We start from the raw sequence: 21887 nt of genomic DNA on the forward strand, positions 1-21887 counted from the left end.
CTAGGCAACCAGCCCGTCGAGGCCGCAAGTCGGCAGGTGGATCCAGCCCTCCGTGCGGGCGGCTGCGGCGTGCGCCTCGTCCGGACCGGCCGTCAGTCCAAAGGCAACGGCGCGGGCCGTGAGCGCGGCGATGACGGCGTCGAACATGTCGTCCGAGCCGGCCAACCGGTCCCCGTAGCCGTTCAGGTCCAGCCAGGGGGCCTGTTCCCTGAGGGTTCCGAGGAGCACGGCAAGCCGTTCCGCCTCGGAGCTGCCGCGTCCCTTGTAGCCGCGGGCGTTCAGGCCCCAGATTTTCAGCGACGCGGCCGGATAGACCTCCGCAAGGCGTCCGGAACCGTCCCGGAGCTGCGGCCCGTGGAGTGCTGCGATCTTTGCCTGGATCACGGCGCACCGCATGGCCGGATGTGCCAGCCTGTCAGCGGAAACACTGAGCGGAATCAGGCGTGTCCGGCCCGTGACGAAGCGGTCCGTGTCCCGGTAGGCCAGCAGCCGTCGTCCCTCAATCCCGTCGTACTCCAGCACGGGTCCGGCGTCGAAGGCCAGGTGCCCGGCCAGGAAGGGAATGAGGGCGTCCGGCCAGCCAACCGGGCAGTCCACGCCGGTCATGTCGCTGGCACCGAAGAGGGAAACGATCTCCTCGTCCTGCACATCCAGCCCGAGGTGCACCAGCCGGGCTGATCCGCGGCTCCATTCGATGACGGCCACGGCCGTCTTCTTGGCAGCCGCGGCGAGGTCCACTCCGAGCGTCTTCACGTGACCAGACTCTACCGCCGGCCGCCCCGGCCTGTACCGGCGCGCGCCAGCCCGTACTGGACAGCGGATGACGCCCCGCCCCGGTTCTGCAAGGCTGGGGCGTGGTGGGCCGCCCCGGCTGACCAGGCCCGAAAGGAACATCCCCATGCCCTGGCTCGATCTGCTCGGCAACGACATCCACTACACGGACTCCGGCCGCGGCCGGCCGGTGGTGCTGCTGCATGGCCATGCCTCGGCCGCGGCGTGCTGGGAACCGATCATCCAGGACCTCGAGCGGGACTTCCGGGTGCTGGCGTACGACACCTACGATCACGGCTGGTCATCGAACTCCCCGCGGCAGGGACCGCTGGTTGACCGGGCTGCGGAGCTGGAGCACTTCATAGGTTCCCTGGGCCTGGAAGACCCGGTCATTGTGGGGCAGTCCATGGGTGGCATGACCACGCTTCGCTGGGCGGTCCGCCACCCCGGCAGCGCGGCTGCCCTGGTGGTCTGCGGGATGGGCTGGCCCCTGGTGGTGCCGCCTCCCGGGCAGGCGGGCACGCCGGAAAAGTTCCAGGTGTTCAGCTCCCTCGACCAGGACGAGGGGATCTGGCTTGGCGTGGGAAACTCCTTCACGGAGCAGTGGATCGAGGACAACCCGAAGGACTTTGCCCGCTATATCAGGGTCCGATCAACCGCCACAGCCATTGAAGCGGCCAGGTACCCGCGCAGCCTCGAACAGAGCCAGGGGGAGTTCCTCAGCGCTGACCCACGGGACGTCGAAGCCTTCCAGCAGGGACTGGAATCCGTAACCAGCCCGCTGGTGGTGCTGATCGGGGAGGAAGAAAGGCCGCGAATCCGCCGCGGAGCGGAGCACGTTGCCGCCACGGTGCCCGGCGCCCGTCTCCTGGTTGTCGGGGACGCCGGCCACAATGCCTACTTCCAGCGCCAGGACATCCTGGTGGACGCTGTCCGCAGCACGGTTTCCACCACCCGGGGCCGCCGGCGGGGCTGATGACGCCGCTCCGACGTATAGTCCAGGGCGCCCGGAATGCTGCCCTCTTCGCCAAGGCTGTCACCGCGCGCAAAACGTGACCACAGTGCACGCAGTTCCCGTCCCACGGCGTCCACGTCCTCCCAGCCGGCCCCGGCAACCAGTCCTGCTCCCTCCCACGTGCTCCGCTTTCCGAAGAGCAGCGGTAGGTCGATTGTGTGCGCGGCGCCGAGGACGTTTCCGGGGGCATGCCAGTGCAGCACGTAACGGTGGGCGCTGCCGCCGGCCAGGACGTGCCGGCGGGCGAATTTACGGGCTGCCCGGCCATAAACAGTCTCCGTGACCACCCAGTTGATGGCCCGGAGGAGGGTGGGGCCGGCGACGGGAACACGGTCCAGGCGGCTGAGGTAGGGGCTGCGGGGAAGGAACAGCCTCGCCTCCTCGGAGGTGTGGCCTATCAGGATCTCGACGCCGGGCGCAGAGCGGTTCCAGGCGGCCTCGATCCCGGTTTCCTCCGGCAGGGGCGCGTGACCGTACTGGGTGCCGAACGGCATCGCAGCCAGCATCCCGAACTTCCGCGCCACCTGCGCCACGTGGTCCTCCCGTTCCACCACTTCCATGGCGGGAGTCTCCTCGGTGACGGCCTCGGCGGCGATGCCCATGGCGTGGTTCATCCTGGCCCGCCCGCGCGAAATGCCCAAGGGGGCGCTTTGGATAATGGCGCGCTGGAACAGTGCCGGGGCTTCGGGCGTCGCCATCAAGTGGGCGATCGCGTCACCGCCTGCGGACTGGCCGAAGGCCGTGACCCGGCGGGGATCGCCGCCGAATGCGGCGATGTTGCGCTGCACCCAGCGGAAGGCTTCGAGCTGGTCCAGCAGGCCCAGGTTGGCAGGCCGGCCCGAGCGGGTTGCCAGGAAGCCGAACAGCCCCAGCCGGTAGGTCACCGAGACCACCACCACGCGGTTCTCGGCTACCAGTACCGCCGGGTCGAAGATGGCGAGGTCGCCCGATCCGGTGGTGTAGGAACCGCCGTGGATCCACACCATCACGGGCAGCCGCGCGCCTTCCGGGCTGAACAGGTCCACGTCCGCGGGCATGGTGATGGACAGGTTCTGGCAGTCCTCGCTCCCCGGCAGTTCGCCGTAGCGGGTGCCCAGGATGTCGTCCAGGAAAGGCACGGGCCCTTGCGGGCAGGCGGGAGCAGGGGAGGTTGCGGCATGCGGCCGGGTCCAGTCGGGGGCCGGAGCAGGCGGCTGGAAACGTCCGGCGGTGGCGTACGGGATCCCGGTGGCGCGGAGGACGTCGCCGTCCCGCCAGCCTGTGACGGGACCGCAGGGGGGACTAAACAGGGGCTCGGAACTCACAGGGCAACGATTCCACAAATTCCTGGGAGTTTTTGCCCAGATATGCAGGCTTTGAAGGCGTTGAAGCCTGCATATCTGGACAAAAGTTCCGGGGATGACGACGGCGGGTGGTGCGGTTCCTGAAGAACCGCGCCACCCGCCGTCGGGCGTCAGCTGGCGCCCTCACCGGGAGACGGTGGGTGGGCCGGTGGGGACTAGTGGCCCGTGGGCACGTACCGCTTGATGGAGGCTTCGAGCTCGGCTTCGGCGGCGGCGCGGTCGCCCCAGCCCTCGGCCTTGACCCACTTGCCCGGCTCCAGGTCTTTGTAACGGGTGAAGAAGTGCTCGATTTCCTTGATCAGGAAGTCGCTGACGTCGGTGACTTCCTGGATGTGGTCAAAGCGGGCATCCACGGGGACGCAGAGGATCTTGGCATCTCCGCCGCCGTCGTCGGTCATGTTGAACACGCCGATGGGGCGGGACTCAACGATGACGCCGGGGTGCAGGTCGAAGTCCTGGAGCAGCACCAGTGCGTCCAACGGGTCACCGTCTTCACCGAGGGTGTTCTCGAAGTATCCGTAGTGCGTGGGGTACTGCATGGAGGTGAAGAGGACGCGGTCCAGGCGGACGCGGCCGGTCTCGTGGTCGACTTCGTACTTGACGCGCGATCCCTTGGGGATCTCGATGGTCACGTCATGCTTCATGGAATGCTCCTCGGCAAGTCAGGGGGTTCGCGGCACTTCTGACGGGCAACAAAAAGGACTGTCAGTGCCGCCGACTATTATCGAGGATATAGCGAGAGGCCCTGGAATCAGGAACTTGTGGGGAAATTTCAGGACTTGAGGACCGGCACGGGCATGACCAAAACACGCAGTACGGATCAGGGGCTTGGCCGTGCCCGGCAGGCGGCGGGGAACGGCTCCGGTGGCGTGCGGAGGCCATGGCCGCTGGTCCTGCTCGCAGCGCTTCTGGTGGCCCTCGCCGTCCCGGCAGCGCTGCTGGTGGCGCCGGGCTTCCTCGGTCCCGAACCGCCAGCACCCGCTCCGCCTGCGCCCGCCTGGCAGCAGGTTCCAACCGCGCTTTCTACCGTGCCGGGGCTCGCCCCGCCGGACGGCTCCGCTCCCGTCCCGCTCCCGTCCGCCGTCAGTGCCCAGCTGGAACCGCTGCTGACGGCCGACGGCGGCGGAACCTTCACCGCCGTGGTGCAGGATGCGCTCACCGGCCAGGTCCTGTTTGACCGCGGCGGTTCCGAAGGCCGGGTGCCGGCGTCCAACATGAAGCTGCTGGCGGCGGTCGCTGCCCTGCGGGTCCTGGGCCCGGAGCACACGTTCGCCACCCGGGTTGTCGCCGGGCCGGCGCCTGGCCAGGTGGTGCTGGTTGGCGGCGGCGACGTCCTTCTTGGACCCGGCGGGTCCAAGAAGGACCAGGTGATGGGCCACGCAGGCCTGGCAACGCTGGCCGCCCAGGCCGTGGAGGCGCTGCAAACGGGCGGCGCCACAGGGGAGATCAAGGTCCTGGTGGATGATTCCCTCTTCTCCGGCCCAGCCCTGAACCCGGCGTGGGAACCAGGGGACGTGGCCGCCGGTGAAGTCGCTCCCGTATATTCCATGGCATTAAATTCCGCCCGCTACGATCCTGCCGTTACATCCGGACCGCGCCCGCAGGACGCGGCAATGACGGCAGCTGAGGAATTCGCCGCCGGGCTGCGCGCGGCAGGGGCGGCCGCGGGACTCACCGTGGCAGCCGCCGTCGAACGCCTGCCCCAGCCGGCAGCTGGCACCTCAGCGGCACCAGCACGCACGACGACCCCGGCACGCCCGGAGGGGGAGGGGACCAGCCAGCCTGTCGTGCTGGGCGAAGTCCAGTCCGCCACCGTTGCGGAGCAGGTGAACCTGATGCTCCAGGACTCAGACAACTACCTGGCGGAGGCATTGGGCCGGCTGACAGCGCTGGCCGACGGGCTGCCGGGCAGCTACGACGGCGCCACGGCAGCGGTGGGCGCGCAGCTGGCCGCTGCCGGACTGGCTGCGGAGGGGATGAAACTGGTGGACGTGTGCGGCCTGGCCATGGGCAACCAGGTCCCGGCCCGGCAGTTTTCCGAAGTGGTGCGGGCCATCACGTCCGGAGCGGACACCAGGCTCCGGTCGGCGCTGGACGGCTTCCCGGTGGCCGGCCTCTCCGGAACCCTGGACACCCGGTACGGTGATGCCGCCACCGCCCGGGGTGCGGGCCTGGTGCGCGCCAAGACGGGCACCCTAAACACCGTGCTGGCACTGAGCGGCTACGTGGTGGACGCGGACGGCCGGCTCCTGGCCTTCTCCTTCATCGGAAACGGGCTGGCCCCCGGTGCCGCGGGGAACAAGGAGGCGCTGGACCGCGCCGCCACGGCGCTCGCCGGTTGCGGCTGCCGCTAAGGGGGGGCGGAAGGGCCAGGGCGGCCCCCGCCACTCTGCCGCCCACACAGCACTGCCACATGAGCGGCCCCGCCCGGATTAACGGTGCTGGGCTCTGTGTGTCAGGCGATCCAGGGCCCCGGAAGGTTCGCCGGTGAGCGAACTTAAGGACTATCCCCAGCCTGCTGTGTTCTGATGGGAACCATGGAGCCCACCGCACGTGAGTCGTCAGCCCAGACGTTGTCCGCCACGGCACAGTCCCTGATCAACTGGGACCTCGCCGCCTCCACCGCCGCGCGCCTGGTCCCGGCCGGGCCTGTGCTGGACCAGGCCGCCATCAGCGAGGCCGTGGGCAGCCTGCGGCGCCTGGCGGACGTGTCCGTTGACCATGTCCATGAGATCACCGGGCTGGAAGCCGCGCGCGACCTCCGCGACTCCTCCGTGCTGGTGGTGGACCGCGCCTCCTGGGCCAAGGCCAACACGCAGAGCTTCGCCGTGATGCTCAAACCCGCCATGGAAAAGATGCTGGAAAACAGGCAGGGCACGCTGAGCCCGGGCGCCGCCAGCGTCAGCGGGGCCATCACCGGAAGCCAGCTCGGCGCCGTCCTGGCTTTCCTCGCCAGCAAGGTCCTTGGCCAGTACGATCCCTTCGCCGCCCTCGCCGAAGGCTCCACCGCGCCTCCGGCCGGCAGGCTCCTGCTCGTGGCCCCGAACATTGTGGCCGTGGAACGCGAACTCAACGTCACCCCGGAGGATTTCCGGCTCTGGGTGTGCCTGCACGAACAGACCCACCGCGTGCAGTTTGCCGCCGCACCGTGGCTCCGGCACCACATGCTGGAGCAGATCGACGAACTCAGCGTGCACCTGCTGGGCAACGTCGATTCCCTCATGGAGCGTGCCACCGCTGCTGCCCGTTCGTTGAAGGACCGTACCGCCTCGGGGAACACTCCCGGCCGGGGCGCCATCCTGGACCTCCTCCAGGACCCGGAGGAGAAGGCCGCCATCTCGCACCTCACCGCTGTGATGAGCCTCCTGGAAGGCCACGCCAACGTGGTGATGGACGCCGTGGACGCCAGCATCATCCCGTCCGTGAAGACCATCCGGCAGAGGTTCAACGACCGCGGCAAGGACCGCGGCGTGATCGAAAAGTTCATCCGCAGCCTCCTGGGCCTGGACGCGAAGATGCGCCAGTATTCGGACGGCGCCAGGTTCGTCCGCGCCGTGGTGGACGCCGCCGGCATGGAAGGCTTCAACAGGGTCTGGGAGTCTGCGGACCACCTGCCCACCGAACCCGAGATCCACGACGCCAAGCTGTGGCTTGAGCGGATGGGACTCTGATTGCCGCGCAGCCAGCCTGAAGCCGCTTCCAACGCCGAAGCCACCGCCGGGGGCCGCACTGGGGGCACCGCCGCGGGCGCCATAAGCGGCGGTTTCAGCAGTGGACGACGACGGCCCGGCAGGCTGGCGCCCGTCGTCGGCACAGCGCGCAAGGCGCTGGGAGACGCCCTCGCCCAGGCCGGCTATCCGCGGCACGTCCTGGTTGCCTGCAGCGGCGGCCCGGACTCCCTGGCCCTGGCAGCCGTGGCCGCGTACTTTGCCCGGCGCGGGCATGTGGACGGCCACCCGGTAACAGTCGGGGCGGCCGTGGTTGACCACCAGCTGCAGGAAGGGTCCGCGCGGGTCGCCGCCAGGACCGCGGAAATGCTGCAGGAGCTGGGCCTGTCCCCGGTGGAAATCCGGACCGTAACGGTGGACGGCACCGGCATGGGCCCCGAGGCCGCTGCCCGGGAGGCCCGGCACGCCGCACTGGAAGCGGCAGCGGCAAGCCAGGGAGCGGCGGCAATCCTGCTGGGCCACACCCTGGACGACCAGGCCGAGCAGGTGCTCCTGGGCCTGGCGCGCGGCTCTGGCACGCGCTCGCTGGCAGGCATGAGGCCGGCGAGGGGTGCCCTGCTGCGGCCGTTCCTGGGGCTTCGCCGGGCGGACACGGAAGAGATCTGCGCGGTGGAGGAACTCGAGCCGTGGCACGACCCCACCAACTCGGACCCGTCCTATGCCCGGTCCCGGACGCGCGTGGAGGTCCTGCCGCACCTGGAGGAAAAGCTCGGTCCCGGCGTCGCGGAATCCCTTGCCCGCACAGCCTCCATCCTGCAGCTCGACGCCGACTACCTCGAGGTTGTGGCGGAAGCCACCTTCGCGTCGCTCGTGGAGCGGAACGGTCCGGAGGTGAGCCTTCCGGAGGAGGCGTTGCGCGCCCTGCCCGCTGCCATCAGGTACCGCGTGATCGCCAAGGCCGCGGCCGACGTCGGCGGGCAGCAGCCCAGCTACCAGCGCCTTCTGGCGGCGGAGGCGCTGCTGCGGCGGCACGGCTCGGCCGGGCCCGTGGAACTCCCCGGCGGAGTGAGCGCTTACCGCCTGTCCCTCGCGCAGCTGGCCGGCGCGGAACCCGCGGACAGCCCGGCTGCCGGCGGTAAAGGCAAACCCGTTCCCCGCGAAGCCGCACGCTGTGGGAAGCTAGTACTCCGGCCTCAAAAGCCCCCCGCAAAATAGTCGCACCCCGCATCTACACAGGAGCCATTGGTGGATTCAAACGACGTCCAGGCAGACCTCAAGCACGTTCTCTACACCAAGGAACAGATCCAGCAGCGGATCACCGAACTCGCTGCCCAGATCGACAAGGACTACGAGGGCCGCGAAATCCTCATCGTGGGCGTGCTCAAAGGCGCGGTGATGGTCATGGCTGACCTGGCCCGGGCGCTGCACAGCCACATTTCCATGGACTGGATGGCTGTGTCCTCCTACGGCTCCGGCACCCAGTCCTCCGGGGTTGTCCGCATCCTGAAGGACCTGGACACGGACCTCATGGGCAAGGACGTCCTGATCGTCGAGGACATCATCGACTCCGGCCTCACCCTCTCCTGGCTGAAGACCAACCTGGAATCGCGCGGCACGGCATCCGTGGAGATCTGCACCGCCTTCCGCAAGCCCACCGCCGCCAAGGTGGAGATCGACGTCAAGTACGTCGGCTACGACATCCCCAACGAATTCGTGGTCGGCTACGGCCTGGACTACGCCGAGAAGTACCGCAACCTGGACTTCGTGGGCACCCTGGCGCCGCACGTTTACGAGTAGGCTGCCCGCCCGGACCGCCGTCCGCGCCGCCGTCGGCAATGACCTGCAGAACCCCGCCCTTGACCAGGCCCGCCGCCGTCCTGGCGGCGCTACGCCCACAGGGAACTTTTGCCGTTCATCATGCGTGATCTACTCCGGACGGTGTATAGCTAGAAGCTGACGCAGCACCATCACGCGCGCAGACTACTCGCCGTGAAGCACTACCAGAAGGGACGGGGCCAGCCCCCGAACAGATGAAAGCTAAGAACTTCTTCAAAGGCCCGGGCATCTGGATCGTCGTCGTGGTCGGTCTGCTCCTGGTGGCCTTTGCAACGCTTGCCCCCGGTGGTGCGGCACGGATCGACACGGACAAGGGCCTTGAACTGCTCTCCGGGGACCAGGTGGAGCAGGCCAAGATCTTCGACGGCGAAAACCGCGTTGACCTGACTTTGAAGGACAACCTGCAGCTTGACGGGCAGGACAAGGGAAAGAGCGTCCAGTTCTTCTTCGTGGACGCCCGCGCCGAGGACGTAGTCAAGGCCGTCACCGACGCCAAGCCGGCCCAGGGCTACACGGACCAGCCGATTGAGAGCAACTGGTTCTCCGGCCTGCTCTCCCTGCTGATTCCCGTCATCCTCCTGGGCGCCCTTTTCTGGTTCCTCATGACCCGCATGCAGGGCGGCGGCTCCAAGATCATGCAGTTCGGCAAGTCCAAGGCCAAGATGGTCAGCAAGGACATGCCGCAGGTGACCTTCGCCGACGTCGCCGGATCCGACGAAGCCGTCGAAGAGCTCCAGGAGATCAAGGAATTCCTCCAGGAACCCGCCAAGTTCCAGGCCGTCGGCGCCAAGATCCCCAAGGGCGTGCTGCTGTACGGCCCTCCGGGTACCGGTAAGACCCTCCTGGCCCGCGCCGTCGCAGGCGAGGCCGGCGTTCCCTTCTTCTCCATCTCCGGCTCCGACTTCGTGGAAATGTTCGTGGGTGTGGGTGCCTCACGCGTCCGCGACCTGTTCGAGCAGGCCAAGGCCAACTCCCCGGCCATCATTTTCGTGGACGAGATAGACGCCGTTGGCCGCCACCGCGGTGCCGGCATCGGCGGCGGCAACGACGAACGCGAACAGACCCTCAACCAGCTCCTGGTGGAGATGGACGGCTTCGACGTCAAGACCAACGTCATCCTCATCGCCGCCACCAACCGCCCGGACGTGCTGGACCCTGCGCTGCTCCGCCCCGGACGTTTCGACCGTCAGATCGGCGTGGAAGCGCCGGACCTGATCGGCCGCGACCAGATCCTGCAGGTCCATTCGAAGGGCAAGCCGATGGCGCCAGGAGTGGACCTCAAGGCAGTGGCCAAGAAGACCCCCGGGTACACCGGCGCGGACCTGGCCAACGTCCTGAACGAGGCAGCGCTGCTCACCGCACGCTCCAACGCCAACCTCATCGACGACCGCGCCCTGGACGAGGCCATTGACCGTGTCATGGCCGGCCCCCAGAAGCGCAGCCGCGTGATGAAGGAGCACGAGCGCAAGATCACCGCCTACCACGAAGGCGGCCACGCCCTGGTGGCGGCAGCGCTGCGGAACTCCGCCCCGGTCACCAAGATCACCATCCTGCCCCGCGGCCGCGCCCTGGGCTACACCATGGTGGTCCCGGACAACGACAAGTATTCGGTAACCCGCAACGAACTGCTGGACCAGATGGCCTACGCCATGGGCGGCCGCGTTGCAGAAGAAATCGTGTTCCACGACCCGTCAACCGGCGCGTCCAACGACATCGAAAAGGCCACCGGCACCGCACGCAAGATGGTCACCGAGTACGGCATGAGCGAGCGCGTCGGCGCCGTCCGGCTGGGCCAGGGCGGCGGCGAGCCCTTCCTGGGCCGCGACGCCGGGCACGAGCGGAACTACTCTGACCAGATCGCCTACGTGGTGGACGAGGAAGTGCGCCGGCTCATCGACCAGGCCCACGACGAGGCCTACGCCATCCTCACCGAAAACCGCGACGTCCTGGACCGCCTGGCCCTCGAGCTGCTGGAACGCGAAACCCTGAACCAGTCCGAGATCGCCGACATCTTCCGCGACATCCGCAAACGGGATTTCCGCGAAGTGTGGCTGTCCAAGGAGTCCCGGCCGGTCCAGATGGCGGGTCCGGTGGAGTCCCGCCAGGAGAGGGCGGAACGCGAGGCCCAGGAGGAGGCGAAGCAGGCGCGGCTGGATGAGCCGCTCGACGCCCAGCCGCCGCACCCGCAGGGTGTTCCGGAGGATGCTCCGTTCCAGGGCGGCGTCACCGACGCGGGCCCTGACACCCTTCGCGGCTAAGCTTTCTACGTGACCCACTTCGACGACGACGACGTTCCCGCCTCCGCCGGATACCCGGCGGAGGGCGGCGCCCACCACTCAAAGCACCAGAAGGTGGACCGGCCCCGGATAGAGGCGGCCGTCCGTGAGATTCTCCTTGCCATCGGAGAGGACCCGGACCGCGGCGGCCTCATCGACACCCCCAAGCGCGTGGCCAAGGCCTACGCCGAGGTGTTTGCCGGGCTGCACCACGACCCCGCGGACGTCCTGTCCACCACTTTCGACCTTGACCATGAGGAACTCGTCCTGGTCAAGGACATCCCGTTCTATTCCACCTGCGAGCACCACCTGGTGCCGTTCCACGGGGTGGCCCACGTGGGCTACATCCCGTCGCACGAGGGCAAGGTGACGGGCCTGAGCAAGCTGGCCCGGCTCGTGGACATCTACGCCCGCCGCCCGCAGGTGCAGGAGCGGCTCACCACTGAGATCGTCGAGGCGATGGTCCGCTACCTCAAACCCCGTGGCGCCATCGTCGTTGTTGAATGCGAACACATGTGCATGTCAATGCGCGGTATCCGCAAGCCCGGAGCGAAGACCGTCACCAGCGCGGTCCGCGGGCAGCTTCATGACCCGGCCACCCGTGCCGAAGCCATGAGCCTCATCCTCGGAAGGTAAACCTCAGACCATGGACTCACTAGCTGCAGCGCCGGGAACCGGCCCCGCAACGTCCCCCCTGCCCATCCTTCGCAAACCGCGGCCGGCGGCCCGGTTCGAAGACCTGCCTACGGACCGCACACTGGTCATGGGCATCCTGAACGTCACCCCGGATTCGTTCAGCGACGGCGGCCGCCACGCCACCGCGGACACCGCCATCGCGGCGGGGCTCCGCATGTTCTACGCCGGTGCGGACATCATTGACGTCGGCGGCGAATCCACCCGGCCCGGTGCCGAGGACGTCAGTCCGGAGGAAGAACAGCAGCGCGTCATCCCCGTCATCCAGGCACTGGTGAAGGCCGGGGCGCTCGTCAGCATCGACACCACGCACGCCTCCACCGCCGCCGCCGCGGTGGAAGCCGGCGCTGCCATTGTCAATGACATCTCAGGCCTCAGCATCGAACCGGAAATGGCGGAGTTCGTGGCGGCCGCCAAGGTTCCGTACATCCTCACCCACCGCCGCGGGGACGCGCGCACCATGAATTCGCTGGCCGACTACAAGGACGTGGCGGGGGAAGTGGTGGCCGAACTCGCAGGCGTCCGGGACAAGCTGTACGCCGCCGGCGTCACCGCGGAAAAGATCATCGTGGACCCGGGCCTGGGGTTCGCCAAGAACGACGCCCAGAACTGGGAGCTCCTGCAGAACCTGGACCAGCTGGACAGCCTGGGCCACCGCGTCCTGGTGGGGGCCTCACGCAAGCGGTTCCTCGGAACCCTGCTCACAGTGGCCGGCAAGGCTGCCGCCCCGGAGGAGCGCGACGGCGCCACCGCTGCCATCACCGCCATCAGCGCCTACCGCGGCGCCTGGGCCGTCCGCGTGCACGACGTCGGCCCCAGCCTTGACGCCGTCAAGGTTGCCGCGCGCGTGGCCGCACCCCGCGCCGACAGCTAAGCCGCGCGCCATGGACAGGATTACGCTGAGCGGGGTGACCGCCGTCGGCCATCACGGCGTGTTTGATTTTGAACGCCGCGAGGGCCAGCCTTTTGTTGTGGACGCAGTGCTGTACCTGGATTTCGCCAAGGCTGCGGAGTCCGACGACGTCCGGGACACCGCGCACTACGGCGAGGTGGCGCAGCGTATTACCGAGTGGATCTCCGGCGAGCCGCTGAACCTGATAGAAGCCCTGGCAGTGCGGATCGCTGACGGCCTGCTGTCCGAGTTCCGTCTGGAGGCCGTGGATATCACCGTCCACAAGCCGCAGGCGCCCATCGAGGTTCCCTTCGGCGACGTGGCGGTCAGCGTCCACCGCGCCCGGCCCGTTGGGGAAGAACGCGACGGGGAAAACCGCGCCGGGGACAAGCAAGCCCAGGGGTGGCCATGAACAGCGGCTATACCAAGGCGGTCCTGGCGCTCGGCAGCAACCTCGGTGAGCGCAACGACACCCTGTCCGAGGCTGTGGCCGACCTCGTTGATCCGCCGGAGGTGCGGTTGCTCGCCGTCTCGCCGGTTGTGCAGACGAGGGCGGTGGGCGGTCCCCCCAACCAGCCGGATTTCCTCAACATGGTGATCACGGTGGAAACCAGCCTGGCCCCGCACGAACTGCTGGAACACTGCCAGGCCGTGGAGAACAAGCACCACCGCGTGCGGGAGGTGCGCTGGGGTCCGCGGACGCTCGACGTCGACATCATCACCTACGGCGACGTCCGCAGCGACGACCCCACCCTTACCCTGCCCCACCCCCGCGCCGCCGTCCGCGCCTTTGTCCTCTACCCGTGGTCGCTCATCGAGCCGGCTGCCACCCTCGACGGGGAGCGGATCAGCGCCCTGGCCGCCCGGGCTGACGATTTTGGCGACCTCGCACCCTTTGACGGCTTCGGTGACTTCGACGGCGTACCCACGGCCGGGGCGGTGGAAGAGCGATGAAACCCATCAATCCGCTGCGCCTCCTGCTGATCGGCTTCATCCTGGCCGTGGCGGGCTGGTCCGCCACGGTGGTGACCAGCCGGTTCAGCATGTCCACCCCCGTCCTCCCGGCCACTGCCCTGGCCACCATGGGCGTGATCGTGGCCATCACCCTGATCCTGGGCATCCGGGTGCTGAAGTGGCGCAACAGCCTCAACGGCACCGGTGCCGGGACGGGCACAAAAAACGGAACCAGGAAACGGCCCGTTCTTGACCCGCTCCTCGCCGCGCGGACCCTGGTCCTGGCCCAGGCCTGCGCCTACGCCGGCACCGTGCTGCTGGGCTGGCACGTGGGCATCTTCCTGGACCAGCTCCGCATCTGGAGCCTGCGCAGCAACCAGGGCATCACCTGGCTGGCACTCGCCATGGCCGGCGGGGGACTGGTGATGATCGTGGTGGGCCTGCTCGTGGAGCGGTTCTGCAAGATCCCGCCGGAGGACGGCGACACCAAGGGCATCGAAGGTAAACCCGGCCGCACCGTGCACGGTGAAGCCGCCGGGGAAGGCGAGTATGCATACCGAGGCGATTGACCCTCCCGGCATCACCTGGCAGCGCGTGTCCCCGAAGTACGTCACCGTCAGGATGGTGCAGTGGGCCCTGGCCAACCTGGCCACCGTGCTGGTGTTGTCCCTTCCGCTGGTGCTTGTCCTCGCAGGCGTGTGGGCCTGGCCGCCGCTTTGGCTGGCAGCCACAGTGCCCGCGGTGGCGTTGGTGGCAGCCCTTTGGCGGCTGGCGCTCATCCCGCGGCAGGTCCGTGCCATCGGTTATGCCGAACGCGATGACGACCTCCTGATCAGGACCGGCATCTTCTTCCAGCGCACCATGGCCGTCCCCTACGGGCGCATGCAGTATGTGGACATCGGCGTGGGCCCGGTGGAGCGCGGACTGGGCCTGTGTACGCTCAAGCTCCACACCGCCTCACCCGGCACCAACGCCCAGATCCCGGGCCTGCCCGCCGCAGAAGGTGCACGGCTGCGCGAGCAGCTGGCGGCGCGGGGCGAAGCCAGGCTGGCAGGGCTGTGACTGCGGAGGAACCGCGTCCCGGGCCCGCCGCCCCCGTTTCTGACGCAGGCGGCACCCCGGCTGCAGCGCAGCCGGCCACCGCGCACCCGGCCACCGCGCAGCCAACCGGGCCGTCCGACGGCGAATGGCTGCGCGTGCACCCGGCGTCGCCCTTCATCCGCGGCTGGGTGGCCCTGGCAGCCATAGCTTTCTTCTTCGGCCGTGACGTCTTCGAACGCTCGCTGCAGGGCGGGCCGGTCTTTGAGGAAGAGCTCGCCGGCCGGGCTTCCTGGCTGCTGGCCGGCGGCGGAGCGGTGCTGCTGGTCTCGGTCCTGGGCTTCCTCCTCACCTGGTACTTCACCAAGTACCAGGTGTCCGGCGGCTACGTCAGGGTCAATACCGGGTTCCTTTTCCGGCAGCAGCGCCAGGCGAGGCTGGACCGGGTCCAGGCCATCGACATCGTGCAGCCCCTGCTGGCCCGGATCTTCGGCCTCGCCGAACTCAAGTTCGAGGTGGCCGACGCCGGAGAGTCGGCGGTGCGCCTGGCCTACCTGAAGATCGACGACGCCCGGCAGCTCCGCGCCACCATCCTGGCCCGTGCCGCCGGCGTGGCCGTTGACCCCGCCCACCCGGAGCAGCCCCTACCCGAGGCGCCCGAATTCCAGGTCCTGTCCGTGCCGCCGCAGCGCCTTGTGGGTTCCCTGCTGCTCAGCGAGCAGAGCTTCTTCGTGGTGGTGGGAGGCATAGCCTCCGTGGTGCTCGCAGCCGCTACGGACAGCCAGGCGTTCTACCTCTACCTCATCCCTGCGGGCCTTGGCCTGGCAGCCAGCTACTGGGGACTGTTCAACAAGGGCTACAACTTCACCGCCGCGATCTCCCCGGACGGCATCCGGCTCCGCTACGGCCTGCTGGACACCCAGGCGCAGACCCTGCCGCCAGGGCGCATTCAGGCCTTGAAGGTCACCCAGCCGCCGCTGTGGCGTCCGCTGGGCTGGTACAGGATGCAGGTCAACGTGGCCGGCTACGGTGTGGTGGAGAACGCCGGAGAAGGGTCCGCCCGGACCACCCTCCTGCCCGTCGGCACGCTGGCGGATGTGATGGCCATGCTCGCCCTGGTGCTGCCGGACCCTGGAACCCCGCAGCCCGCCGTCGTTTTCGGCGCCGGGCTGAACGGACTGGATTCCGACGGCGGATTCGTCACCACGCCGCAGAGGGCCCGCTGGCTCGCGCCGCTGGGCTGGCGGCGGAACGGGTTCGCGGCCACGGACACCGCCCTGCTGCTGCGCTCGGGGCGCTGGTGGCGCCAGCTTGTGGTGGTTCCGCACCAGCGCACGCAGTCCATCGCCCTGCACCAGGGCCCGCTGGCACGCCGGTTCCGCGTTGCCGACCTGGTGCTCCACACCACCCCCGGACCCGTGGTGCCGCGGCTGGCCCAAGCCGCTGCGGAGGTGGCCCTGTCGTTGTTCGACGAACAGTCTGCGCGCGCCCGGCTGGCCAGGAAGCGGCAAACCACCGAACAATGGCTCCGGCAGGTGGTGCCCGATGCCGCGGCGGCCGGCACCGGACCAGTGGCCGGGCCCCTGGAAAGCCCAACCCCCCTGGAAAACCTGTCCACCCTGGAAATCCCAGCCCCACAGCAACAGGAAGGCGGTCAGCATGGCTAAGCCGGGACGCCTCGGCGTCGGAATCATCGGCGCTGGCAAAGTGGGGGCGGTCCTTGGCGCCGCCCTGCGCGCCGCGGAACATGCCGTCGTCGGCGTTTCGGCGGTGTCCGAGGCGAGCCGTGAGCGCGCAGAAACGCTGCTCCCCGGCGTGCCCGTCCTGGAAGTGCAGGAGATCGTTGAGCGGGCGGAACTGGTCCTGCTGGCCGTCCCCGACGACGCCCTCCCGGGCCTGGTGGACGGGCTCGCGAAGCTGGGCGCATGGCAGCCGGGCCAGCTGGTTGCGCATACCTCCGGCCGGTTTGGCGTGGGCGTCCTGCACCCGGTCCGGGCTGCCGGAGCCGTCCCGCTGGCGCTGCACCCCGCCATGACGTTCACGGGGATGAGCCTGGACCTCACCCGGCTGCTGGACTGCACCTTTGGCGTCACGGCCGACGCCGCCATGCTTCCCATCGCCCTGGCGCTGGTGGTGGAAATGGGCGCCGAGCCGGTGGCCATTGCCGAGGCGGACCGCACGCTCTACCACGCAGCCCTGGCGCACGGCTCCAACCACCTGGTCACCCTCGTTGCGCAGTCCTCAGAGCTGCTGCGCTCGGTGGGAGTGGAGCTGCCGGAACGCATGCTGGGCCCGCTCCTGCGGGCCACGCTGGAGAATGCCCTGGCGTCAGGGGAGTCCGCCCTGACCGGTCCGGTGGCGCGCGGCGACGTTGGCACCGTCGCGGCGCACGCGGAGGCGCTGCGGGAGTTCGACGGCGGCGGGCATGGCGATGTGCTGGCCGCCTACCTTGCCATGGCACGCGCCACCGCCCTGCGGGCAGAGGGGCGCGGGCTGCTGAAGCCGGACCAGCTGGAGGGGCTGCGCCAGGCCCTCGATCCTGAGGAGGACTGACAATGCCCATCAAACTTGCCACCACGGTGGCCGGCCTTAGAACCGAAGGTGCCCGGCTGCTGGGCTCCGGGCAGGGCAGATCCCAGGGGCTCGTGCCCACCATGGGTGCGCTCCACGAGGGCCATGCCGCCCTGGCGCGCGCCGCCGTCGAACAGAACGACGTTGTGGTGGCCACCATCTTCGTCAACCCGCTGCAGTTCGGCGACGCCGTGGACCTGGACCGCTACCCGCGCACGCTGGACGCCGACCTTGCACTGCTGGAGGAGCAGGGCGTGAACCTGGTTTTCGCGCCGTCGGTTGAGGAGGTCTACCCCGGCGGGGAACCGCTGGTGCGCATCACCTCGGGCCGGTTGGGCGAAAAATGGGAGGGCGCCTCCCGGCCGGGCCACTTTGACGGTGCCCTGACGGTGGTGGCCAAGCTCCTCCACTACGGCCTGCCCGCCGCGGGGCTGCCTGCCGGCGCTGCCGCACCGGGAAGCCTGCCTGCCTACCGGGCCTACTTCGGCCAGAAGGACGCGCAGCAACTGGCCCTGGTCCGGCGCATGGTGGCCGACCTCAATTTCCCGGTGGAGATCGTGGGGGTACCCACGGTGCGCGCGGTCGACGGGCTGGCGTTGTCCAGCCGCAACCGCTTCCTTTCGGAGGAAGAGCGGGAGGCCGCCCTGGTGCTGTCGCGGGCACTCCGGCTGCTGGAGGAACGGGCAGTCGCCCGCGAACCGCTGGACCTTGACTCAGCCCGGGCCCTGGTGGAGTCCCAGCCGCTGGTGGCGCTGGACTACTTCGACGTGGTGGACCCGGAGACCCTGGAGCCGCTCGCGGAGAACTGCCGGGAGACGCCGTTCAGCGGTGACGCGCTTGCGCTCATCGCCGCCAGGGTTGGGCCGGTGCGGCTGATCGACAACGCACCGCTGAGTTCCTGACGCCGGGGCTGCTACATGCACGGATCTTCGCGGTTGGTCATCAGCTGTTCGAGCAATGCGCGTTCCGGCCTGCCGGGGTGCCTGGCGACGCAGCGGCGCAGCCGGGCCCTGGCCAGCTCCTCGCCGGGTTCGCGGCTGCAGAGAACCTCATCAATAATTTCCTGGGCCTGCCATCGGAGGGACTCAATGGCGAACTGCCGGATCTCGGACGGGGTGTCATCGGCCATCCAGGGATCAGGGTCCGAGGGAACGCTCTGGAACATCCGCTCTGCTGACATCGGGGCCTCCTTGCACCTGTCCGGGGCGGCCTGCGTGGGGGCCTCCGCGGCGTCGAAGCACTGCGCTATGGGAAACATTACAGGTGGGAAGACCGGTCTGTCTTCCCCGGAGTAGACTGACTTTGCGATGAATCCAGAGGCTAAAGTCCCGGCGTTTCCCGAAGCTGCCGCGGTGGCGGAATCCGGTCCTGCCCATTCGGTGGACAGGATCATGGCCGTTGCCTACGAGCTGTTCTCCACCCGCGGCGTGCGGGACGTGGGCGTCAACGAGCTCATTGAGCGGTCCGGGGTTGCCAAAGCCACTTTCTACCGGCATTTTCCGTCCAAGGATTCCCTGGTGTTCGCCTTCCTGGAGCAGCGGGACAAACAGTGGACCATGAACGGAATTCTTTCCGAGGCCCGCCGCCGGGGCAGCACTCCCCAGGAGCAGCTGCTGGCCATCTTCGACGTGTTCGGGGAGTGGTTCCTGCGCGAGGATTTCGAGGCCTGTTCGTTTGTGAGGGTCATGCTGGAGATGGGGCCGGCCCATCCGCTGGGGCAGGCCAGCATCGATTACCTGGCAAAGATCCGCGGCCATGTCCAGGCCGTGGCGGAAGAGGCAGGGCTGGTGCGCCCCGAAGAGTTTGCCCGCTCGCTGCTGATCCTGATGAAGGGTTCCGTCATCCAGGCCGTGGAGGGTGACATGCTGGCCGCCGAACGTGCCCGGCAGATGGCGGTCTGGCTGATCGGGCACCACAGCGGCTGACTGCACGCTGCTGTCACCCAACCGTTGTTCGAAGGCCAACCGCTCTTAGGAGCCGGGCTGCCCGGCGGGGATGCGGGGTGCGGAGGTGCTGGAACGGACCACCAGGCGGGTCTCCATCAGCTCATCCGCTGGTTCCACTGCGTCGCCGTCCCCTTGCACCAGCGCCAGCAGGCGCTCCACAGCCCGCGTGCCCTGGTTCCGCGGAAACTGGTCGATGGTGGTTAGTCCCAGGATTTCGCCCATTTCGTGGCCGTCCACCCCGATGACGGACAGCTCCTCGGGGATCCGCAGCCCAAGGTCGCGGGCCGCCAGCATTGCGCCGATGGCCATTTCGTCGGAGGCGCAGAAGATGGCAGTAGGCCGCTCGGCAGCGTCCGCGAGCAGGTGCTTTGTCTCCCTGTACGCCTCGTTCGCCGAGTAGTCGGAAATAAGGGACCAGGCGGCGCGCAGGGGCAGGCCCGCCTCCGCCATTGCGTCCTCGTAGCCGGCACGGCGGCCGCTGGAGATCTCGAAGTTCCTGCCGTATTCGTGCTCGCCGCCGAGGTGCGCCACCCGTGAATGCCCGAGGCTGATCAGGTGGTTGGTGGCGCGCCGGCCCACCTCCACATCGTCAATCCGGAGGGTGGGGATCCCGGGCAGCGGGCCGCCCACTCCGACCACCGGGATCCCGGCCGCGAGGATCTGTTCGGTCTCGTGCGCGTTGAGCTGGAGCGAAACGGCCAAAACGCCGTCGAGCCGCTTGCGCAGGAGGAAGTCCCCCAGCACCGATTCCCGGTACCGGTCGCCCTGGAAGTCGTACAGGGTGAGGTCGTAGCCGGCATCCATCAGCGCGGAATTGGCGCCCTCGAGCAGCGTGGCGAAGTACCACCTGTTGACGAAGGGAAGGACCACCCCGATGTTGTGGCTGCGCCCGCTCGCCAGGCTGGAGGCGTGGTAGGACATGACGAAGCCGAGTTCGCTGGCGGCGGCGGTCACGGCCTCCCGGGCCCGGGCGGACACACTGCCCTTGCCGCTCAGAGCCCGCGACGCCGTCGCCTGCGAAACACCCGCCAAACGGGCTACATCCCTGATTCCTGCCACTGACCCTCTGATGTTCCGCTTGGCCCCATGCGCAGCCAGATGCACTGCGCAGGACCCAGTTTACGCTGGGCGGCTGCGTCCCCGTCCGTGCTGAGCAGGATCTCCAGGCCGGGCAGGTCTACCGGCGCGTCCCCCATGTTCATCATCACCAGGACGCCGTTGTTCACGAACGTCACGCAGTCCGGGGCGGAGAACCCTTCGAGCCAGTCCAGGGAGCCGGCTCCGAGCTTCATGGCGCGGCGGAGCCCCAGCGCCCGGCGGTACAGGGACAGGACAGAGGACCCGTCCCGGTCCTGCACGTCCCGTGACAGCGCTGCCCACTCCTCCGGCTGTGGCAGCCAGGACTCCCCGGTGCTGTTGAAACCGAAAGCCGGTGCTGCCGCCTCCCAGGGCAGGGGCACCCGGCACCCGTCGCGGCCGATGCGTTCTCCCGCGGTGCGCTTGAATGACGGGTCCTGGCGGAACGTGTGGTCCATCGTGGTGTGATCGGGCAGTCCCAGTTCTTCGCCCTGGTACAGGTACACGCCGCCCGGCAGCGCGAGCATCAGCATCGAGGCCGCGGCGGCCCGTTGCAGGCCAAGCTCCGCGTCGGGCTGGACATCCTCGGCACCCAGGCCGTCGCCGGGGCGGGCCGCGGGCTCCACGATGCCGAAGCGCGTTGCGTGACGGACGACGTCGTGGTTTGAAAGAACCCAGGTGGTGGGTGCCCCGACCGAATCAAACATCCGCAGCGAGCTTTCGATCACCGCACGCAGCCGGGCAGCGTCCCACGGGGTGCCCAGGTACGCGAAGTTGAACGCCTGGTGCATCTGGTCCGGCAGGACCCAGTTGGTCAGCCGGGACAGTGGATCGATGCTGGCCTCGGCACAAAGGATGCGATCGCCGTCGAACTCGGCCAGGACCTCGCGCCACCTGCGGTAGATGTCATGGATTTCGGGCTGCCCGAACATTGGCGCCAGGTTGCCTGGGAAGTCGTCGGTGCTGATGCCGTCGGGCCGGCCATGCCAGTCCGGCAGGCCTGCGGCCTTGACCAGGGCGTGGGCCACGTCCACGCGGAAGCCTGCAACGCCACGCTGGAGCCAGAAGCGCAGGACGCGTTCGAACTCGGCGTGCACGGCCGGGTTGTCCCAGTTGAAGTCGGGCTGGGAGGAATCGAAAAGGTGCACGTACCACTGGCCGGGCTCGCCGGAGGGCTCGGTGATGCGGGTCCAGGCAGGGCCGCCGAAGTGCGACTGCCAGTTGTTGGGCGGCAGTTCCCCGGATTCCCCGCGGCCGTCCCGGAAGATGAACATGTCCCGTTCGGGGCTTCCGGGCCCTGCCTGGAGTGCAGCCTGGAACAGGGCGTGGTCCGAGGAGCAGTGGTTCGGCACGAGGTCGATGATCACCCGGATGCCCAGTGAGTCTGCCCGGGCCACCAGCGCGTCGAAGTCGGCCAGGGTGCCGAACACGGGATCGACGTCGCAGTAATCGGCGACGTCGTACCCGCCGTCCCGCTGCGGCGAAACGTAGAAGGGTGAGAGCCAGACAGCGTCGACGTCCAGCGCCGCCAGCTGGTGCAGCTCGGCCGTGATGCCGGGCAGGTCGCCCTGGCCGTCACCGTTGAGGTCCCGGAACGAGCGGGGATAGATCTGGTAAATCACCGAGGACCGCCACCATTCCGTGCCGTGGTCGGCGGGGTGGACCGGCACCAGCCGGAGAGCGGATACGTCGGACTCATCTAGGGTGAGTGTGTTGGTCATCCGGTTATGCTAGCGGCATTTGCCCAGAAAATGGAACGGCTTCCATCCAGTATTTACGCGGGAATCGTTAATTCTCTGATCGTGTG

22 protein-coding genes are annotated in these 21887 nt (G+C 68.6%); 16 read left to right on the plus strand and 6 right to left on the minus strand.

Going from position 1 to position 21887, the window contains the following annotated elements; all coding sequences use genetic code 11:
* Positions 1–753, minus strand: coding sequence for a DUF429 domain-containing protein (locus tag AC4BCK_RS01835; protein WP_364318943.1), 753 nt, complete (start codon positions 751–753; stop codon positions 1–3).
* Positions 754–898: 145 nt separating this feature from the next.
* On the opposite strand from AC4BCK_RS01835, the gene AC4BCK_RS01840 reads away from it, so the two are divergent.
* Positions 899–1747 (plus strand): alpha/beta fold hydrolase, encoded by an 849-nt coding sequence (locus AC4BCK_RS01840; protein ID WP_366285219.1) that lies wholly within the window; start codon positions 899–901, stop codon positions 1745–1747.
* Here AC4BCK_RS01840 and AC4BCK_RS01845 read toward each other — a convergent pair.
* Entirely contained in the window at positions 1669–3090 is a 1422-nt protein-coding gene (locus AC4BCK_RS01845; protein WP_364318947.1) for a carboxylesterase family protein, read from the minus strand. The two genes, AC4BCK_RS01840 and AC4BCK_RS01845, sit on opposite strands and share 79 nt — an antisense overlap.
* A 194-nt stretch (positions 3091–3284) precedes the next feature.
* On the minus strand, positions 3285–3773 hold the full coding sequence (locus tag AC4BCK_RS01850; protein ID WP_104185712.1) for an inorganic diphosphatase: 489 nt from the start codon (positions 3771–3773) through the stop codon (positions 3285–3287).
* Positions 3774–3926: 153 nt separating this feature from the next.
* Here AC4BCK_RS01850 and dacB point away from each other — a divergent pair, with 153 nt between their 5' ends.
* The 14 genes from dacB (at position 3927) to panC (ending at position 17959) form a co-directional block, all read left to right on the plus strand.
* The gene (gene dacB / locus AC4BCK_RS01855) at positions 3927–5483 is read left to right on the plus strand and encodes a D-alanyl-D-alanine carboxypeptidase/D-alanyl-D-alanine endopeptidase (RefSeq protein WP_490566517.1); all 1557 of its coding nucleotides are present in this window, start codon (positions 3927–3929) and stop codon (positions 5481–5483) included.
* A 183-nt stretch (positions 5484–5666) separates the two neighbouring features.
* Positions 5667–6800, plus strand: coding sequence for a zinc-dependent metalloprotease (locus AC4BCK_RS01860; RefSeq protein ID WP_377084986.1), 1134 nt, complete (start codon positions 5667–5669; stop codon positions 6798–6800).
* A 156-nt stretch (positions 6801–6956) separates the two neighbouring features.
* Positions 6957–8012, plus strand: a complete 1056-nt coding sequence (gene tilS / locus AC4BCK_RS01865) for a tRNA lysidine(34) synthetase TilS (RefSeq protein WP_490566889.1) — start codon at positions 6957–6959, stop codon at positions 8010–8012.
* 30 nt (positions 8013–8042) lie between these two features.
* Complete coding sequence (gene hpt / locus AC4BCK_RS01870) at positions 8043–8594, plus strand: hypoxanthine phosphoribosyltransferase (protein WP_041651844.1); 552 nt, start codon at positions 8043–8045, stop codon at positions 8592–8594.
* Positions 8595–8827: 233 nt separating this feature from the next.
* On the plus strand, positions 8828–10891 hold the full coding sequence (ftsH, locus tag AC4BCK_RS01875; RefSeq protein ID WP_490566518.1) for an ATP-dependent zinc metalloprotease FtsH: 2064 nt from the start codon (positions 8828–8830) through the stop codon (positions 10889–10891).
* 9 nt (positions 10892–10900) lie between these two features.
* Entirely contained in the window at positions 10901–11545 is a 645-nt protein-coding gene (gene folE / locus AC4BCK_RS01880) for a GTP cyclohydrolase I FolE (protein WP_174178931.1), read from the plus strand.
* 10 nt (positions 11546–11555) lie between these two features.
* The gene (folP, locus tag AC4BCK_RS01885; protein ID WP_377084833.1) at positions 11556–12476 is read left to right on the plus strand and encodes a dihydropteroate synthase; all 921 of its coding nucleotides are present in this window, start codon (positions 11556–11558) and stop codon (positions 12474–12476) included.
* Between the two features lie 10 nt (positions 12477–12486).
* Positions 12487–12906 (plus strand): dihydroneopterin aldolase, encoded by a 420-nt coding sequence (gene folB, locus AC4BCK_RS01890; RefSeq protein WP_364407617.1) that lies wholly within the window; start codon positions 12487–12489, stop codon positions 12904–12906.
* Positions 12903–13448 (plus strand): 2-amino-4-hydroxy-6-hydroxymethyldihydropteridine diphosphokinase, encoded by a 546-nt coding sequence (gene folK / locus AC4BCK_RS01895; protein ID WP_251420846.1) that lies wholly within the window; start codon positions 12903–12905, stop codon positions 13446–13448. Before folB ends, folK begins: the two co-directional genes overlap by 4 nt.
* On the plus strand, positions 13445–14017 hold the full coding sequence (locus AC4BCK_RS01900; protein ID WP_174178251.1) for a DUF3180 domain-containing protein: 573 nt from the start codon (positions 13445–13447) through the stop codon (positions 14015–14017). The genes folK and AC4BCK_RS01900 overlap by 4 nt, the downstream gene beginning before the upstream one ends.
* Positions 13998–14510 (plus strand): PH domain-containing protein, encoded by a 513-nt coding sequence (locus tag AC4BCK_RS01905; RefSeq protein ID WP_174178253.1) that lies wholly within the window; start codon positions 13998–14000, stop codon positions 14508–14510. Before AC4BCK_RS01900 ends, AC4BCK_RS01905 begins: the two co-directional genes overlap by 20 nt.
* Positions 14507–16153, plus strand: a complete 1647-nt coding sequence (locus AC4BCK_RS01910; RefSeq protein WP_490566519.1) for a PH domain-containing protein — start codon at positions 14507–14509, stop codon at positions 16151–16153. The genes AC4BCK_RS01905 and AC4BCK_RS01910 overlap by 4 nt, the downstream gene beginning before the upstream one ends.
* Positions 16146–17039 (plus strand): Rossmann-like and DUF2520 domain-containing protein, encoded by an 894-nt coding sequence (locus AC4BCK_RS01915; RefSeq protein ID WP_251420850.1) that lies wholly within the window; start codon positions 16146–16148, stop codon positions 17037–17039. Before AC4BCK_RS01910 ends, AC4BCK_RS01915 begins: the two co-directional genes overlap by 8 nt.
* 2 nt (positions 17040–17041) lie before the next feature.
* The gene (gene panC / locus AC4BCK_RS01920; protein WP_490566520.1) at positions 17042–17959 is read left to right on the plus strand and encodes a pantoate--beta-alanine ligase; all 918 of its coding nucleotides are present in this window, start codon (positions 17042–17044) and stop codon (positions 17957–17959) included.
* An 11-nt stretch (positions 17960–17970) separates the two neighbouring features.
* Here panC and AC4BCK_RS01925 read toward each other — a convergent pair whose 3' ends face one another.
* Positions 17971–18237: a hypothetical protein gene (locus AC4BCK_RS01925; protein ID WP_174178261.1), complete on the minus strand. Its 267-nt coding sequence runs from the start codon at positions 18235–18237 to the stop codon at positions 17971–17973.
* A gap of 127 nt (positions 18238–18364) precedes the next feature.
* Between AC4BCK_RS01925 and AC4BCK_RS01930 the strand changes: the two genes are divergently transcribed.
* Positions 18365–18982 (plus strand): TetR/AcrR family transcriptional regulator, encoded by a 618-nt coding sequence (locus AC4BCK_RS01930; RefSeq protein ID WP_174178263.1) that lies wholly within the window; start codon positions 18365–18367, stop codon positions 18980–18982.
* A gap of 45 nt (positions 18983–19027) precedes the next feature.
* Here the strand turns inward: AC4BCK_RS01930 and AC4BCK_RS01935 are convergent, their stop codons facing one another.
* The gene (locus AC4BCK_RS01935) at positions 19028–20062 is read right to left on the minus strand and encodes a LacI family DNA-binding transcriptional regulator (protein WP_251420854.1); all 1035 of its coding nucleotides are present in this window, start codon (positions 20060–20062) and stop codon (positions 19028–19030) included.
* The gene (locus tag AC4BCK_RS01940; protein WP_400512968.1) at positions 20041–21801 is read right to left on the minus strand and encodes a glycoside hydrolase family 13 protein; all 1761 of its coding nucleotides are present in this window, start codon (positions 21799–21801) and stop codon (positions 20041–20043) included. Before AC4BCK_RS01940 ends, AC4BCK_RS01935 begins: the two co-directional genes overlap by 22 nt.
* Positions 21802–21887: the final 86 nt, after the last annotated feature.

This window comes from Pseudarthrobacter sp. As-47 (assembly GCF_058215595.1).

What these genes read in the sequence shown, in the direction of transcription:
- AC4BCK_RS01930 (WP_174178263.1), top strand. Translation starts at nt 18,365, where the DNA reads ATGAATCCAGAGGCTAAAGTCCCGGCGTTTCCCGAAGCTGCCGCGGTG.
- AC4BCK_RS01840 (WP_366285219.1), top strand. Translation starts at nt 899, where the DNA reads ATGCCCTGGCTCGATCTGCTCGGCAACGACATCCACTACACGGACTCC.
- folB (WP_364407617.1), top strand. Translation starts at nt 12,487, where the DNA reads ATGGACAGGATTACGCTGAGCGGGGTGACCGCCGTCGGCCATCACGGC.
- AC4BCK_RS01860 (WP_377084986.1), top strand. Translation starts at nt 5,667, where the DNA reads ATGGAGCCCACCGCACGTGAGTCGTCAGCCCAGACGTTGTCCGCCACG.
- folK (WP_251420846.1), top strand. Translation starts at nt 12,903, where the DNA reads ATGAACAGCGGCTATACCAAGGCGGTCCTGGCGCTCGGCAGCAACCTC.
- AC4BCK_RS01940 (WP_400512968.1), bottom strand. Translation starts at nt 21,801, where the DNA reads ATGACCAACACACTCACCCTAGATGAGTCCGACGTATCCGCTCTCCGG.
- AC4BCK_RS01905 (WP_174178253.1), top strand. Translation starts at nt 13,998, where the DNA reads ATGCATACCGAGGCGATTGACCCTCCCGGCATCACCTGGCAGCGCGTG.
- ftsH (WP_490566518.1), top strand. Translation starts at nt 8,828, where the DNA reads ATGAAAGCTAAGAACTTCTTCAAAGGCCCGGGCATCTGGATCGTCGTC.
- dacB (WP_490566517.1), top strand. Translation starts at nt 3,927, where the DNA reads ATGACCAAAACACGCAGTACGGATCAGGGGCTTGGCCGTGCCCGGCAG.
- folP (WP_377084833.1), top strand. Translation starts at nt 11,556, where the DNA reads ATGGACTCACTAGCTGCAGCGCCGGGAACCGGCCCCGCAACGTCCCCC.
- panC (WP_490566520.1), top strand. Translation starts at nt 17,042, where the DNA reads ATGCCCATCAAACTTGCCACCACGGTGGCCGGCCTTAGAACCGAAGGT.
- AC4BCK_RS01915 (WP_251420850.1), top strand. Translation starts at nt 16,146, where the DNA reads ATGGCTAAGCCGGGACGCCTCGGCGTCGGAATCATCGGCGCTGGCAAA.
- AC4BCK_RS01900 (WP_174178251.1), top strand. Translation starts at nt 13,445, where the DNA reads ATGAAACCCATCAATCCGCTGCGCCTCCTGCTGATCGGCTTCATCCTG.
- AC4BCK_RS01925 (WP_174178261.1), bottom strand. Translation starts at nt 18,237, where the DNA reads ATGTCAGCAGAGCGGATGTTCCAGAGCGTTCCCTCGGACCCTGATCCC.
- AC4BCK_RS01850 (WP_104185712.1), bottom strand. Translation starts at nt 3,773, where the DNA reads ATGAAGCATGACGTGACCATCGAGATCCCCAAGGGATCGCGCGTCAAG.